Origin of the sequence: Nonomuraea jabiensis (assembly GCF_014204795.1) — a bacterium.
Lineage (GTDB): Bacteria > Actinomycetota > Actinomycetes > Streptosporangiales > Streptosporangiaceae > Nonomuraea > Nonomuraea jabiensis.
This window is the reverse complement of sequence record NZ_JACHMB010000001.1, coordinates 6,739,023-6,754,175: the sequence shown is the minus strand read 5'-3', so window position 1 is coordinate 6,754,175 and position 15,153 is coordinate 6,739,023. Positions and strand designations below refer to the sequence as shown.

The 15,153-nt window shown below is 71.7% G+C and carries 13 protein-coding genes; 5 read left to right on the top strand and 8 right to left on the bottom strand.

What is annotated here, in order from left to right; genetic code table 11:
* Nucleotides 1-70: 70 nt before the first annotated feature.
* From HD596_RS30840 to HD596_RS30815, 6 genes are all read right to left on the bottom strand, one after another.
* Entirely contained in the window at nt 71-1,288 is a 1,218-nt protein-coding gene (locus HD596_RS30840) for a hypothetical protein (RefSeq protein WP_185072775.1), read from the bottom strand.
* Nucleotides 1,285-1,674 (bottom strand): cupredoxin domain-containing protein, encoded by a 390-nt coding sequence (locus HD596_RS30835; protein WP_185072774.1) that lies wholly within the window; start codon nt 1,672-1,674, stop codon nt 1,285-1,287. The genes HD596_RS30840 and HD596_RS30835 overlap by 4 nt, the downstream gene beginning before the upstream one ends.
* The gene (locus HD596_RS30830; RefSeq protein WP_246554969.1) at nt 1,671-3,527 is read right to left on the bottom strand and encodes a right-handed parallel beta-helix repeat-containing protein; all 1,857 of its coding nucleotides are present in this window, start codon (nt 3,525-3,527) and stop codon (nt 1,671-1,673) included. The genes HD596_RS30835 and HD596_RS30830 overlap by 4 nt, the downstream gene beginning before the upstream one ends.
* A gap of 548 nt (nt 3,528-4,075) precedes the next feature.
* Complete coding sequence (locus HD596_RS30825) at nt 4,076-4,678, bottom strand: TetR/AcrR family transcriptional regulator (RefSeq protein ID WP_185072772.1); 603 nt, start codon at nt 4,676-4,678, stop codon at nt 4,076-4,078.
* A gap of 7 nt (nt 4,679-4,685) precedes the next feature.
* On the bottom strand, nt 4,686-6,251 hold the full coding sequence (locus HD596_RS30820) for an MFS transporter (RefSeq protein ID WP_313045191.1): 1,566 nt from the start codon (nt 6,249-6,251) through the stop codon (nt 4,686-4,688).
* 383 nt (nt 6,252-6,634) lie between these two features.
* Nucleotides 6,635-7,906, bottom strand: coding sequence for an MFS transporter (locus tag HD596_RS30815; RefSeq protein WP_185072771.1), 1,272 nt, complete (start codon nt 7,904-7,906; stop codon nt 6,635-6,637).
* Between the two features lie 145 nt (nt 7,907-8,051).
* Between HD596_RS30815 and panB the strand changes: the two genes are divergently transcribed.
* On the top strand, nt 8,052-8,882 hold the full coding sequence (gene panB / locus HD596_RS30810; protein WP_185072770.1) for a 3-methyl-2-oxobutanoate hydroxymethyltransferase: 831 nt from the start codon (nt 8,052-8,054) through the stop codon (nt 8,880-8,882).
* A gap of 224 nt (nt 8,883-9,106) precedes the next feature.
* On the opposite strand, the gene HD596_RS30805 is transcribed toward panB, so the two are convergent.
* A complete protein-coding gene (locus HD596_RS30805; RefSeq protein WP_185072769.1) occupies nt 9,107-10,132 on the bottom strand; it encodes a pyridoxal-phosphate dependent enzyme in 1,026 nt (341 codons plus the stop codon).
* Between the two features lie 8 nt (nt 10,133-10,140).
* Nucleotides 10,141-11,328 carry a trans-sulfuration enzyme family protein gene (locus HD596_RS30800; protein WP_185072768.1) on the bottom strand — a complete coding sequence of 396 codons (1,188 nt, stop codon included), beginning with the start codon at nt 11,326-11,328 and terminating at the stop codon, nt 10,141-10,143.
* A gap of 59 nt (nt 11,329-11,387) precedes the next feature.
* Here HD596_RS30800 and HD596_RS30795 point away from each other — a divergent pair, with 59 nt between their 5' ends.
* The 4 genes from HD596_RS30795 to HD596_RS30780 are packed head-to-tail and all read left to right on the top strand — an operon-like array spanning nt 11,388 to nt 15,145.
* On the top strand, nt 11,388-12,812 hold the full coding sequence (locus HD596_RS30795; RefSeq protein WP_185072767.1) for an aminotransferase-like domain-containing protein: 1,425 nt from the start codon (nt 11,388-11,390) through the stop codon (nt 12,810-12,812).
* Between the two features lie 12 nt (nt 12,813-12,824).
* Nucleotides 12,825-13,511, top strand: coding sequence for an alpha/beta hydrolase (locus tag HD596_RS30790; RefSeq protein WP_185072766.1), 687 nt, complete (start codon nt 12,825-12,827; stop codon nt 13,509-13,511).
* Between the two features lie 45 nt (nt 13,512-13,556).
* Nucleotides 13,557-14,435 carry an ABC transporter ATP-binding protein gene (locus HD596_RS30785; RefSeq protein WP_185072765.1) on the top strand — a complete coding sequence of 293 codons (879 nt, stop codon included), beginning with the start codon at nt 13,557-13,559 and terminating at the stop codon, nt 14,433-14,435.
* Nucleotides 14,432-15,145, top strand: coding sequence for an ABC transporter permease (locus HD596_RS30780; RefSeq protein ID WP_185072764.1), 714 nt, complete (start codon nt 14,432-14,434; stop codon nt 15,143-15,145). Before HD596_RS30785 ends, HD596_RS30780 begins: the two co-directional genes overlap by 4 nt.
* The last annotated feature ends 8 nt before the right edge of the window (nt 15,146-15,153 follow it).

The window sequence follows — 15,153 nt, the reverse complement described above, 5'->3', positions numbered from 1 at the left end:
GGCCGAGGAACCGGTCACCTGGCCGGGCCGCACCGTAAAGGACAGTTGCCAAAAGTCGGGCCCGTTCCGCTCACAGCAGCAGCGTCAGTCCGCCGATCGTGTAGCAGACCATGAGGACGAACAGCGGGATCTGGCCTGCGACCGCGCGGCCGGGCGGCAGGAGGCGGACCGAGCGGTCGTGGGCGGCCACCACCCCCACCACGTGGCCGATCACGATGGCCAGCACCTGGACGACGGCGATGGTGGCGGGTTCGACGGCGTTCGGGTCGGGCTCGGCGGCCACGCCAAGAGCGAGGAGGATGCCGTGTCGGCCCTCGATGACCAGGAGGGAGAAGTAGTGGGCGATGAGGTAGCCGGTGGCGATCGGCACCAGCGAATGGGCGAAGCGGGCGGTCAGCCCCCTGGTGCCGCCGATCAGCCCGGCCGCGCCGAGGCAGGCGGCGTACAGGAGGGCCACCCCCGCGACGGCCGCCAGCAGGCCGAGCGTGCCCAGCCCGGTGCGGCCGAGCGGGCCTGACTGGAGGGCGTTCACCCAGGCGGGGGTGCCGGAGAAGCCGTCGTACGCGGTGCCGCCGAGCAGGACGCAGACGGTGGCGACCAGGCCGGGGACGGGCTGGATGGCGTCGAGGCCGTCGAAGGGGCTGCGCAGGACGCGGTCGCCGTTCGCCCTTCTGCCGAGGGGTGACAGGTGGCCGATGAGGGTCGAGTACACCTCGAAGGGGTCACCGCGGTCCAGCCAGACGTGGCCGTACACGAAGGTGCCCGCGAGCTGGGTGACCGCGTACAGGGCGCAGAAGGTCAGCAGCGTGAACGGCGCCGCGGGCTCGGGCGCGACCAGCTCCGTCCAGGTGAACGCGAGCAGGCCGGCGGCGGCCGGCCAGTAGCCGAGCCGCGGCGGGAGCGGGCGCCGGGGCCGGTCGGGCAGCAGCCGGAACGGGCTCAGCGCCCGCCACACCGGTCCGAACAGCAGCGACGCCGGGACCAGGCCCACCCAGAAGAGCACATACACCAGGTACGGCCCCGCGTTCCCGTCCGCGGGACCCGCCGCGAGCCAGCCGATCGTGTAGACGGCGAGGACGAGGGTCAGGACGCGCGCCGGGCGGCCGGGCAGGCGCAACGGGATCAGCAGGCCCGCACGGTCGCCGCGGAAGCGGGAGTCGGCCCAGAGCAGCCCGAGCGCCAGGAACGAGACGACGAGCGCCGCGAAAGCGCCCGCGTAGGCGTAGAAGAGCGGGATCGGCAGGTCACCGCGCGTACCGATCCCGTGCGCGAGGACCCCCGCCGTCACCGGACCGCCAGTTGCGTGAGGACCAGCTTGCTCCGGTGGGTCTCCACCTCGAACACCCCGGTCAGGCCGGCCGTGAAGCGCACGGTCGCGGGCACCCCCGGCCGCAGCTCGGCCTCGATGTCGTAGCCGTGCACGTGCAGCTCGTCCGGCACGTCGCTGGTCACCGTGATGCTGACCTGCCGTCCTTTGGCCACCTCCAGCCAGCCCGGCGGCGGGCTCACCTGGCCGCGGGCGACGGTGATCACGGCGTCCGCCTGCCCGCTCGGCGCTGCCGTGGCCACCTTGTGGCTGCTGCCGGGATTGTGGTGGGTCTCCGACAGCGGGCCGCACGCCGTGACGAGCCAGCAGGCCAGCACGCATCCGGCCACTCGGACGGACCCGCTCACGCGCTCGCCTCGGCCTCGGCGGGCGTCTCCCGTACGGTGCCCCCGCGCCGGGGCGCCAGCACCACGACCGCGCAGAGCACCCAGAGCCCGGTCACCAGCCCCCGGATCCACCCCGGCCCCAGCGGGACGGCGGGGATCAGGTACACCAGCCGGTCGAAGGCGTCGGCGCAGGCCAGCAGCCCCACCACGATCGTGAGCAGGCCGAACGCCGGCCGCCTGCCCCGCCAGGCCGCTCCCAGGCAGAGCCACCACGCCCCCATGAGCAGCAGCGCGGCTCCGGCCTGCGACGTGCTGTCCACGGCCGCCGCCACCACGTCGAGCACGAGCCCGGCGGCCCCGGCGACGCTCCCGGCCACGATCAGCCGGTGCCGACGCAGGACGATCGCCGTCACCGTGGGCGCCACGCCGTTCCGCGACGGGCCGTTCCGCGACGGGCCGTTCCCCGACGGGCCGTTCCCCGGGCCGTTCCTTGACGGGCCGTCGCCGCCGTGCCGGCGCGCGCCCCGCCGCGAACGCCACCAGAACAGCCCCAGGAGCAGCCCGAGCACCGCCGAGCCGCCGAGGGCGAGCTGCGTCTCCACCTTGCCGAGCCCCGACGCGCCGAACCAGTCGCACCCGGCCGGCAGGCGGGCCTGCGAGGCGCTGAAGTCCGCGCACAGGTACAGCTTGATCAGTTTCACGGGCTCGGCCAGCAGGCGGTTCGCGCCGCCCGACAGCGCGGGCGCCGCCGCGGCGCAGACCGGCAGGACGGCGGGCGACGACGCGCCCGTGTTCCCCTGCCAGCAGTTGCCGGTGCCCTGCCCGTCCCACCACACGTCCAGGCCGTTCGGCCGCCGCTCACCCGTCGGGCTCACGCCGAACAGGTTGCCCTCGTAGCGGTTGTAGTCGGAGGTGTCGGCCTGCTTGGCCAGGTCGTTCTCGCCCCTGATGAACGCGGGCACCCCGAACAGGTGGAAGGCCGCCCGCCGGTGGCCCCAGACGAGGTTGTTGCTGAAGACGTTGTAGTTGCCGCCCGCGACCAGGATGCCCGTCCCGGGAGGCACGCCCACCTGCGAGCACACCACGCCCCGCTCGTAGCCGCGTTCGGCCGGCGGTTTGGCGCAGGTGCCGTCGCGGATGTAGCGGTAGTAGTCGCGGTTGTTGTCGTAGATCTTGTTGTTCTCGAACTTGGCGTGGTTCTGCGGCAGTCCGGGGTGCGAGGGCCACAGGCTGTCCATCGTGGCGCCGACCATGTTGTCGTAGAACTCGTTGTCGTGCACCCACATCGAGTCGCCCGCGGTGCCCGAGTAGCCGAGCGCGTTGTCGTGGCTCTTGCAGCGGCGGATCTCGATGGCGTACCTGGGGACGTCGTGGCCGCGGCCGTCGTTGAGGTTGGAGGCGCTGCCCGGGTAGAGGCCGCCGTCGCCGTTCCCGTACGCCTCGCAGTCGGTGTAGAGGCCGTGGTCGCTGGCGAAGGTGAGGAAGCCGTACTCGTCGTTCCAGCGGGTGAGGACGCGGTCGATGACGAAACCGTCGGTTTCGAGCACGTACAGGGAGTTGAACGTGGTGCGCTGGGCGGTGAAGTTCCGGAAGTAGACGCCGTCGGTACGGTCGGCGCGCACGGCGTTGAGCTTGCGGTACTCCGCGTCGATCACGACGTCGAGCGGGCCGGCTCCGGTGCCCTCGATCTGCAGGTCCTTCTTGCCGAGGATGGCGACGAGGTTCTGGTTGTGGGGGCACTGGCGCTGTTGCTCGAAGGAGAGGATCTGGTAGCCCCACGTGGACCAGCGGGCGGGGAGCTGGGCGCAGGCGCCGGTGGGGGCGGGCTGGCTGGGCTCCTCGCGGTAGAGTCCGGGGAGAATGGCGATCGTCATTCCGGGCCGGTCGACCTGGTCGACGGCTTCTTGGAGGTGCCTAACCCCTTTTTGCTGACATTTCGTGAAAAGGTCGAGGTTGCGGGCTTTGAGATCCTCCGGAAATTTCGCGATTCGACGCTCAAAGTCGGCTTTATCCGTCTTGCACACCAGCAGATCCGGCTCCCCGGACCGCAGCACCGGCACCGCCCCCGTACCATCAGGCAGCGTCACCGGACGCTCCTCATGGGCGAAAGCGGTGCCGCCGGATAACAGCAGACCTGACGTGAGCACGACGATTGTCGCGATTTTTCGCATGGGGGGCATGGCCGCGAGATTAGAACAATGCTCACGTTCTGCCTAGGCCAGAACGATCACTCCTACGGACCTCCGCAGCCGCAAACCCCGCTTGAGGCAAGGCCCGGCGGGGGCGGCGCTGACACGCCCCCGCCGGGAGTCATCACCCCTGAGGCCCCGTACCACCCTCCGCAACGGCACTCACGCGATCACCCGAAGAACGCAGCACAAGCCCGGGACCTACGCAGGCGGCCGACGCCGGCCGTCAGCCGTCAGGGGGCCATTCCCGCCAGCGCCACATCCACGACGCGTTCGGCGAGATCCGGCGCGAGGTCACCGGCCGGACCCCACTTGGTGTACCAGAGCATGGTGCCGGTGAGGAGGGCCATGCCCATAGAGACGTCCAGGTCAGCGCGGAGCTCGCCGTTGGCGATGCCACGCTCGATCACCGAGCGCATCGCCTGCCTGCGAGGCTCGATGGCCCGCTTGACGAACCGGTCCATCAGCTGCGGATAGCGGTCGGCCTCGCTCATCGCGATCTTCATCACGCACCGGTTCCGCGCCACGCCCGACTCGGTGCGCATCGCGTCGAGCAGGGAGATCAGGTCGTCGCGCACCGACGTGCCGGTGAGCGACGGCACCGGGGCCTTGAGCGTGGCGAGGGCGTCGACGACCAGGTCCTCCTTGTTGGACCAGCGCCGATAGATCGTCGTCTTGCCGACGCCCGCCCTCGACGCGATGGCCTCGATGGACAGATCGGAGACGCCCATGCCCTCGCCGATCAGATCGAGGGTGGCCTCGATGATCGCCTTCTCGGCCTTCTCGCTACGCGGACGCCCCGCCGGACGGGCAGTCCCTGATTCCTGGATCGTCATCGCTGCCTCACACTACAGCCGGTTCCTTCTGCTCCGCCTGCGTGACCGGGCGCGCCTTGCCCGGCATCCACTTTGCCACCACCGCGACGCCGACCAGCGCGATCACCGCCGACACCAGCGCCGTGACGTGCATGCCGTCCACGAACGCGGCGAACGCGGGCTTGATCAGCGCCTGGCCCCTCTCGCCGAGCGCCTGGGCGACGCCCATCGTCTGCACGATCGACTCGCCCGCGGTGTGCTGGACGTCGGCGGGCAGGCCGGCCAGCGAGGGCGTGATCTCGCCGCGGTAGTTGGACGAGAGCACCGAGCCGAGCACGGCCACGCCGAGCGCGCCGGCGACCTGGCGGACGGTGTTGCTCATGGCCGAGCCGACGCCGGCCTTCTCCCTGGGCAGCGACTCCATGATGGCGGTGGTCGCGGGCGGCATGATGTTCGCCATCGCGGCGCCCTGGACGAAGAAGATGACCTCGATCAGCACGATCGGGGTGTCCTGGTCCATGATCGCGTAGCTGGCCAGGGCCGCCGTCACCACGATCATGCTCACGGTGGCCGACAGCTTGGCGCCGAACCGCTCGTTCACCCGCTGGCTGAGCGGCGCGAAGATGAGCTGCGCGGCGGCGAACGGGATCATCAGCGCCCCCGCCTGCACCGGCGAGAAGCCCAGCACGGTCTGCAGGTAGAAGGTCAGGAAGAACATCCCGCCCATCATCGCGAAGAAGACGATGCCCATCATGCCGATGGCCGAGCTGAAGCGGACGTTGCCGAAGTTACGGACGTCGAAGATGGGGTGGTCGATGCGCCGCTCCCACCACACGAACGCGCCCAGCACCAGCACCCCGAACACCGTCGGCACCAGGACCTCCGCGCTGAGAACCGTGCCGAGGCCGCCGCCGCGGATGATGCCGTACACCACGGCCACCAACCCGATGATCGACAGCAGCACACCGACCGGGTCCAGCCTGGACGGCTTCGGGTCACGCGACTCCGGTACGAGGGTCGCGATGAGGATCATGGCGATGATCACGATCGGCACGTTGATCAGGAAGACCGAGCCCCACCAGAAGTGCTGGATCAGCAGGCCACCCGTGATCGGGCCGATCGCCACCGCGAGCCCCACGCCACCGGCCCATACGCCGATGGCCTTGCCCCGCTCACCGGGCGGGAAAACGTTGGAGATGATCGCCAGCGTGGCCGGCATGATCGCCGCCCCGCCGATGCCCATCGCCGCCCTAGCCAGGATCAACTGCATCGGATCCTGCGAGTAGGCGCTGGCGAGCGAGGCCAGTCCGAACAGCGCCATGCCGATGAACAACATCCGCTTGCGCCCCGTCCGGTCCCCGATCACCCCGAACGTGAACAGCAACCCGGCGAACACCAGCGTGTAGGAGTTGATCGCCCACTCCAGCTCGCTCTGCGTCGCCCCCAAACCGACCGTCTTGTCGGCGATGGTCTTCATCGCCACGTTGAGGATGGTGTTGTCCAGCACGACGGCCAGGAGGCTGAACACCAGCACGCCGAGGATCCCCCAGCGGCGTGGATGGCCCGCGTTCGGGTCCACTACTACGTCTTTCACGAAGAGCCCCCCAATTTCGATACGTACGAGTTTCGCAACGTCACCGTATCGCAAGCTATTCCGATACGCAACGGTCCCGTTTCGTAAATCCTGGGTTAACTCTTCCCGACGCCAGGGGATCAGCCCCTCCAGCTGTCCCAACACCTGCCGGCGGGCGCGTGCGTAACTGGCTGCCGTGTTCTCAGGCCGCCGCGCGAGCCACCAACGATCATCCGGCCCCTGCACCGCCACTCCCCACGCCGTCCGGCCGCCGCGCCGCCACGTCACGCGCCGTCAGGCCCCGGCGCGGCCACGCCCCCGCGAGCACCGGCCTGAGGACCACCCGCCGTCTGCCTCTGGACCACCATCGGCCGCCGGGAGAGACGGGCCTGCTGGTTACCGGCTCAAGGGGCCTCAACTGTTGCTGGAGCGGGCTCGGCTGGGGCTGGAGTGGGCTTGGGGGCTGTCGAAGGGGAGGAGACCGTCGGGGTGTGGGCTGAGGTTGGGAGGGGGTCGGCGGGGCGGCGGTGCCAGAAGGGGGCGGCGGCGAGCACCATGGCCACTCCCACCAGGCCCGCGAGCACGAACGCCCACGTCGGCCCGCTTGCGTCGATCACGGCGCCCGCGATGGGGGCCGAGGCCGCGCCGCCGATCAGCAGAGCGGTGCCGTGGAAGCCCATCGCCTCACCGCGCGCCGAGGAGGGCACCCAGCGGGAGAGCACGTCGACCGTGGCCGACAGCGCCGGCGCGCAGAGGATGCCTGCCGGGAGGAGCATCACGACGAGCCATTGCCAGCTGCTCACCAGACTGACCGGGATCGTGAGCAGGCCCATCAAGGCGATGAGCACCAGGGGCGAGAAGCCACGCGACAGCCCGCCGTACACGAAGCCGCCAATCAGGGAGTAAACGCACCAGATGGCGACGGCGAGGCCGACCCACTGGGTCTGGCCGGCGTTGTTCATGGTCGCGACCAGGGACAGCTCCGTGGCCGTGAGCACGAACGTGGCCGCCGCCGCCGTCCCGAGCAGCGCCACGAACCCGGGCGTCAGCCACTGCCGTCTGGGCACCTTGATCGATTGCGCCTGGAGCTCTTCGAGCGATCGGGTGGGTGGGTTGAGCACGAACATGCCCAGGCCCGCCGCCGCCGTGGCGACTCCGATGACGGTCATCGTCACCCCGCTGCCCAGCATCGTCAGCCCGGCCACCGCGAGAGCGGGACCGGCCATGTACGCCAGCTCGACCAGCATGGAGTCGAGCGCGAACGCGCTGCGCCGCTGGGAGACCGGCACCATGGCGGCCAGGCACTGCCTGGTCACGCTGAACACCGGCAACGCCAGCAGCCCCGCCACCGCCGCCGTCCCGATCAGGGCCGGGAACGGCAGCGCCCAGGCGCACGCCCAGAACACCGCCTGCGCCACGGTCGTGACGAGCACCACCGGACGTAACCCGTGCCTGTCGACGAACCTCCCCGACAACGGCGAGCCGATCGCCATGCCGACGGTGTTGGCCATGGTGACCAGCCCCGCCTTGCCATATCCCAGGTCGAGCGCCACGGCCACGTGCAGGGTGAGCGTCATCCCCATGGCCGTGGACGGAACCCGCGCCAGCAGCCCCATCAGCAGCAACGCGGGAACACCCGGGATCTTGAGCAGTCGTCGGTAAGGGGCGAGAGCCATGTCGTTTCAACCTCCGCGCTGATTCTGGCAAGAGGCACCGACAGTTTCGCCACAGGTTTTTCGGCACGTGACAGCGCGTGCCATCATCGGAAGGAGTCCGGGGACGCCACTGGGGCGCCTCGAGACGTTTCTGGAGGGTTCACACATGTCCTCTTCAACCACGCTGTACGGGGGCGTCTCCGGGCGCCGGGTCACCGTTCGCGACCTTACCGCCGCCAAGGAGCGCGGAGAGCGGTGGCCCATGGTCACCGCCTACGACGCGATGACGGCCAGGGTCTTCGACGACGCGGGCATCCCCGTCCTGCTGGTGGGCGACTCTGCGGCCATGGTCGTCTACGGATACGACTCCACGCTGCCCGTCACGGTCGACGACCTCCTGGCCCTGACGGCGGCCGTGGTGCGCGGCTCGTCCCGGGCGCTGGTGGTCGCGGATCTGCCGTTCGGGTCGTACCAGTCCTCGCCCCAGCAGGCGCTGGAGTCGGCCGCGCGCTTCATGAAGGAGGCCGGGGCGCACGCCGTCAAGCTGGAGGGCGGCCGCCGGGTCGTCCCGCAGGTGGAGGCGCTGGTCTCGGCCGGTGTCCCGGTCATGGCCCACCTCGGGCTGACCCCTCAGTCGGTGAACGTCCTGGGCGGCTATCGCGTTCAGGGGCGCGGCCAGTCGGGCGACGAGCTCATGGCGGACGCCAAGGATCTGGAACGGGCGGGGGCGTTCTCGGTGGTGCTCGAGTGCGTGCCGGCGGATCTGGCGGAGCGGGTGACGGCGTCGCTGGCGATCCCCACGATCGGCATCGGCGCGGGCGCCGGGACGGACGCGCAGGTTCTGGTGTGGCAGGACCTGATGGGGCTCACGCCGCGTCCCGCCCGATTCGTCAAGCGCTACGCGGACCTGGCCACCGAGATGGATCGCGCCGTCCGCGCCTTCGCCGCCGACGTGGCTGCGGGCGCTTTCCCGGCTGCTGAGCACACGTACAGCTGACGGCGCCCGACGACCCGGCCCTTACGCGGTGGTACGGCCCTTCACACGGTGGAACGGCCGCTTACGCCGGTACGGTCACCTGCCTGCCGCAGCCACCGCGTGACGGCTGGACCGGACGTCCAGAGCCGGGCATTCCGGCTCGGGCGTCCGGGCTGGGCGTCGAGGGCTCGGGCGCGGCGTGAGGCGACGTCGCGCCCGTCGCTGGGCAGAAGGCGGGGAGGTAGTCAGGGGGTGAGGGTGCTGGGGTCGGTGTTGGAGCCGCACAGCACCACGGCCACTCGCTCCCCCGGAGCCGGCGTGTACGCGCCCGCCAACAGCGCGGCGTACGCCGTCGCGCCCGCGGGCTCGGCAGCCACCCGGTGACGGGCCCAGAGGGTACGCCGGGCCTCCACGATCGCCTCGTCGGTCACCAGCACGCTCTCCACCCGAGGCGAGGACAGGATCTCGAACGCGATGGTGCCGATCTTGGTGGCGCCCAGCGCGTCGGCGGCCACCCCGCCCACCTCGACCGGCACCGGGTGTCCCGCGCGCAGTGCCTCGTGGAGGGTCGGGATCCGCTCGGGCTCGACCGCGATGATCCGCGGCCCGGATCCGCGCGTCGCAACGGAGCCGGGCGCCGCAACGGAGCCGGGCGCCGCAACGGAGCCGGGCGTTGGGGACAGGGAGGGCGTGGGCGTGGGGTCGGAGGAAGGGCTCGGGGTGGGGGCGGAGGTCCCGAGGGTGATGCCGGAGGCGAAGCCGCCCCCGCCCACGGCGACCACCACCGTGTCCACGCCACCCGTCTGCTCGACGATCTCCAGCCCCGTGGTCCCCTGCCCCGCCACCACCTCAGCCTGGTCGTACGCGTGCACCGCCAACGCCCCCGACTCCGCCGCGCGCTTGGCGGCGGCCTCGGCGGCCTCCGAGTAGATGGCCCCGGTCTGCGTGATGTGCGCCCCCAGCGCCTCGAGCCCGGCGACCTTCACCGGGCTCGTCACCTCGGGCACGAAGATCTCCGCCCGCACCCCCAGGACCCGCGCCGCGTACGCGACGGCGAGCCCGTGGTTGCCGCCGCTGGCGGCGATCACCCCGCTGGACGGCAACTCTCCCGCCGACAGCATCCGGTTGAAGGCCCCGCGGACCTTGAACGACCCCGAGTGCTGCAGCAGTTCCAGCTTGAAGAAGAGGCCGGGCGAGACCTCCAGCACCGGCGTACGCAGCACGAGCCCGTCTATACGACTGGCCGCCGCCAGCACATCCGAGTAATCCACACAGGCCACTATGCCAGCGCCTGAGCCACGTCGGCCCACAGGTCCTCGGGGTGCTCGATGCCCACGGCGATGCGTACGGTGCCCTCGCCGATCCCGGTCCTGGCCAGTTCCTCGGCGTTGAGCGAGCGGTGGGACGTCGTCGCCGGGTGCAGGACGAGGGTCTCGACGCCGCCCAGCGACGGGGCGAGGAGCATGAGGCGTACGGAGCTCATGAACTTCTCCCCCGCCTCCCGCCCGCCGGCGAGGTCGAACGAGAGCACCCCGCCGAAGTCGGACAGCAGCTTCCCGGCCAGTTCGTGGGAGGGATGCGTGGCCAGGCCCGGCCAGTGCACGGCGGTGACGGCGGGGTGGGAGGCCAGGCGGGTGGCGAGGAGGCGGGCGTTGGAGCAGTGGCGTTCCATGCGCAGCGCGAGCGTCTGCAGCCCCCGCAGCGACAGCCAGGCGGCGAAGGGGTCGGCGGAGGCGCCCAGCTCGATCGCGAAGTGCCAGACCTTCTCGTAGAGCTCGGTGGAGGCGAAGACGGCGAGCCCGCCCACCACGTCGGTGTGCCCGGACAGGTATTTGGTGGTGGAGTGTACGACGATGTCCGCCCCGTGCTCGATGGGCCGGCAGAGCAGGGCTGTGGCGAACGTGTTGTCCACCACGGACAGGATCCCCAGCTCGCGGGCCGCCGCGCACATCCCCGGCAGGTCGGCGACCAGCGTCATCGGGTTGCTGATCGTCTCCAGGTAGACGAGGCGGGTCTCCGGGCGGACGGCGGCGCGCAGGGCGGCGGGGTCGTTCTCGGGCACGTACGTCACCGTGATCCCGAACCTGCCCACCAGGTCGTTGATCATGGCGGCGGTCCCGCCGTACAGGGACTTCTGCGCGATGAGGTGGTCGCCGGGCTTGAGCAGGCCGAGCAGGACGGTGTTGATGGCGCCCATGCCCGAGCCGGTGGCGATGGCGCCGACCCCGCCCTCCAGCCCGGAGACGGCCTCCTCCAGGGAGCGGACGGTGGGGTTGGTGTAGCGCCCGTACACGAACGGCCCGTCGGCCCGTCCCATCGCGTCGGCCATCACGGCGGGGTCGTCGAAGGTGAATCCGGAGGTCTGGTAGATCGGCATGGTGATCGGCCGGCTGCCCTCGATGACGGGCTGCGGCACGTGGACGGTGCGCGTCTCGGGGCGGAGCTCTGAGGGATGAGAGTCGGTCATGTATCAAGGATCGCCCGCGAAGCGGTCCGGCATCAGAGCCAATGCGGCAGAATTGGTCCATGAATGGGGCCAATCTTGCCGACGGCGACCTCGTCGACCTCCTGGGCCGCTGGGCGTCGGGGCGCGGCCCGCTCTACCTGCTGCTCGCGGCCCGGCTGCGGGCGCTCATCGACGACGGCGTGCTGCCGCCGGACCGGGCGCTCCCGCCGGACCGGGTGCTGGCCAGGCGGCTCGCGGTGGGCCGGGGCACCGTGGTGGCCGCGTACGACCTGCTGCAGCAGGAGGGCCGCGTGGTGCGCCGCCAGGGCAGCGGCACCCGGGTGGCCGCGCTCGAGCTGCCCGCCACGCGCGCCGCCGACGGCGTGGTGGCCAATCCGCTCCTGCTCCACATCCTGCACCCGCCGGACGGCGTGCAGCTCCTGACGTGCGCCGCGCCGGACGACATCCCGGCGGCGATGCTGGAGGCGTACGAGGAGGCGGGCGCGCGGCTGGCCGGCACCCGCGACCTGGGCTACCAGCCCGCGGGCAACACGGCCCTGCGTGCCGCGCTGGCCGCCTACTACACCGGCCGCGGCGTGCCGACGACAGCCGAGGAGATCATGGTGACGACGGGCGCCCAGCAGGCGATCACCCTGCTCGCCGGGCTGCTGGTGGCCCCCGGCGACACCGTGCTGACCGAGGCGCCGACGTACCCGGGGGCGCTGGAGGCGTTCCGGCACGCCGCCGCCGTCGTGCGGCCCGGGACCGCGGAGGACCTGCGCGAACGCCCCGCGCTGGCCTATTTCGTCCCCACCAGCCGCAACCCGGACGGCGCGGTCATGGACAACCCGGCCCGCCGGCGGCTGGCCGCGCTGGCCGCCGAGCACGACGTGCCGCTGATCGACGACGAGGTGTGCGCCGAGCTCTGCTTCGCGGGCGAGACGCCGCCGCCGCTGGCGTCGTTCGAGCGGGGGGAGCACCTCATCACCGTCGGCTCGCTGAGCAAGCTCGTGTGGGGCGGGCTGCGGGTCGGGTGGATCCGCGCGGCGGCGCCGCTGGTGTCGCGGCTGGCCAGGCTGCGGGCCGTACTCGACCTCGGGGGCGAGGTCTTCAGCCAGCTGGCCGCCGTCGCGCTGCTGCGCCGCCTGGAGGAGGTACGGGCGGCGCGCGTGCGCACGTTGCGCCGGCGTCACGACCACCTGTGCGCCGAGCTGCGCGAACGGCTGCCGTCGTGGGAGTTCGAGCCCGCGCTCGGCGGCCAGACCATCTGGGTACGCATCCCGCACGGCGACGTGGACTCCTTCGCCCAGGTGGCGCTCAGGCACGGGGTCGCGGTGCCGCCGGGCAGATCGTTCGACCCGCTGGGCGGGCACGCCGACCGCATGCGCCTGCACTTCCTGTTCCCCGAGGACGAGCTTTCGCGAGCGGTGAACAACCTGGCCGCGGCCTGGGCGTTCTTCGACGGCACCGATCGCCCGGTGTCCCGGCACACCCTGGTCGTCTGACAGGGTGGGCCTATGCAGACGACCTTCGTACTCGTGCACAGCCCTTCCGTCGGGCCTTCGACCTGGGCTCCCGTGGCCGAGTCGCTGGAACGCCGCGGACACGCGGCCGTGGTGCCCGATCTGACGGGCGTGGCGACGGGCGCCGCGCCGTACTGGCCGCGGGTGGTCGAGGCGGTGCGCACGGTCACTCCCGACACGCCTGTCGTGCTGGTCGCGCACAGCAACGCCGGGTTCTTCCTGCCGCTGATCAAGGAGGGGCTGGGCGAGCGGGTGGTGGCGTGCGTCTTCGCCGACGCGCACATCCCGCCGCGCGAAGGGCTGATCAGGGTCGCGGAGGAGAGCTTCCTGCCGTTCCTGCACGACCTGGCCGGGCCCGACGGCGTGCTGCCGCGCTGGACCGACTGGTGGGACGAGGAGGACGTGGTGGCCATGCTGCCCGATCCGGCCGTGCGCATCAGGGTGGCGGCGGAGCAGCCCCGGCTGCCGCTCGACTACTACACCCAGCCCATCCCCGTCCCTGCCGGGTGGGACGAGGTCAGGTGCTCGTGCCTGTGGTTCGGCCCGCCGTACGAGAAGGTCGCCGAGGAGGCGGGGCAGCGGGGCTGGCCCGTGGTCCGCGTGCCCGGCCGGCACCTGCACCAGCTCGTCGACCCCGAGGGCGTCACGGACGCGCTGCTCAAGCTCTCGCGCAAGTCGTGAATTCTTCACTGTCGCCCCGCGATCAACCCGGAAACACTCGTACGCATGACAGCGATCGAAGTGACCGGGCTCAGGAAGAGCCACCAGGGGTTCGAGGCGGTGAAGGGCATCTCCTTCGAGGTGCCGCAGGGCCAGATCTTCGCGCTCCTCGGCAGGAACGGCGCGGGCAAGACCACCACGATCGAGGTGCTGGCGGGCTTCCAGCGGGCCGACGGCGGGACCGTACGCGTGCTCGGCCTCGACCCGTACACCGACCGCGCGGCCGTCAGGCAGCGCACCGGGATCATGCTGCAGGAGGCCGGGTTCTTCCCTGACCTGACGGTCGCCCAGACCGTCGACACGTGGCGCGACTTCACCGCCGCGCCCCGACCCCGCGACGAGGCCCTGGAGCTGGCCGGGCTGGCGGGCAGGCGGGACACCAAGGTACGCCAGCTGTCCGGCGGCGAGAAGCGCCGGCTCGACCTGGCGCTGGCCCTGCTGGGCCGCCCCGACCTGCTGTTCCTCGACGAGCCGACCACCGGTATGGACCCCGAGGCCCGCGGCAACACCTGGACCGTCATCCGCGACCTGGCCAGGCAGGGCACCACGATCCTGCTGACCACGCACTACCTGGAGGAGGCGCAGCGCCTGGCCTCCGCCATGGCGATCCTGGACGCCGGTGAGATCGTCGCCGCCGGGGACATGGCCGAGACGCTCGCCGCCCGGTCGGGCCGGGTGGCGTTCCGGCTGCCCGCGAACGTCGACCCGGCCGAGCTGCCGCTGCCGGTCACCGTGGAGGGCCAGACGGCCGTCTGCCGCGCCGACGACCCCGACCTGGCCGCGCAGACGCTGCTGACCTGGGCGGCCGGGCGCGGCCTGCGCCTGGCGGGCCTGGAGGTCCGCACCGCCACCCTCGAAGACCTCTTCCTGGAGAGCGCCCGATGAGCCTGACCGCCACCTACCGCCTCGGCACGCGCCTGTTCTGGCGGGACAAGAGCATGCTGTTCGCCTCCGTGGTCGTCCCGGTCGGGCTGGCCGTGGGGATGCCGCTGCTCATGAAGAACGTGCTGAGCCCCTCGGCCGCCGCCGCGATCTTCCAGAGCTCGATCTCGGTGCTGCTGGCGATCACCGCGTTCATGAACGTCGCCGTCGCCCTGGCCACCCGCCGCGACCAGCTCGTGCTCAAGCGACTGCGGGCCGGCCGGCTGACGGACGGGCAGATCCTGCTCGGCCAGATCGCCAGCACCGCAACGCAGACCGTGGCCATGATCGCGCTGTGCACGGTGGCCGTGCGGGTCGTGGCCGGCGTGCCGCTCCCGGACGACCCGCTGGGGTTCGCGGCGATCACGGTGGCGGGGTCGGCGGTGCTGTCGCTGCTCGGCGCCGCGTACACAGCCGCCATCCCGCGCGCCGAGCTGGCCGCCGCGTTCACCATGCCCGTCTTCCTGGTGGCGGCGGTCTCCGCGGGCGCGATGGGCCCGATCCCGCTGCCCTCGTGGCTGCGGCCGGCCCTGGACCTGCTGCCCACCAGCGCCGTCGTGAACGCCGTCAAGACCGGCGACCTGGCCGTGCCCGCCCTGGTCCTGGCCGCCTGGACGGTCGTCGGGCTCGTCGCGGTCCGCCTGTGGTTCCGCTGGGAACCGCGCCGCTCATAGAGATAATC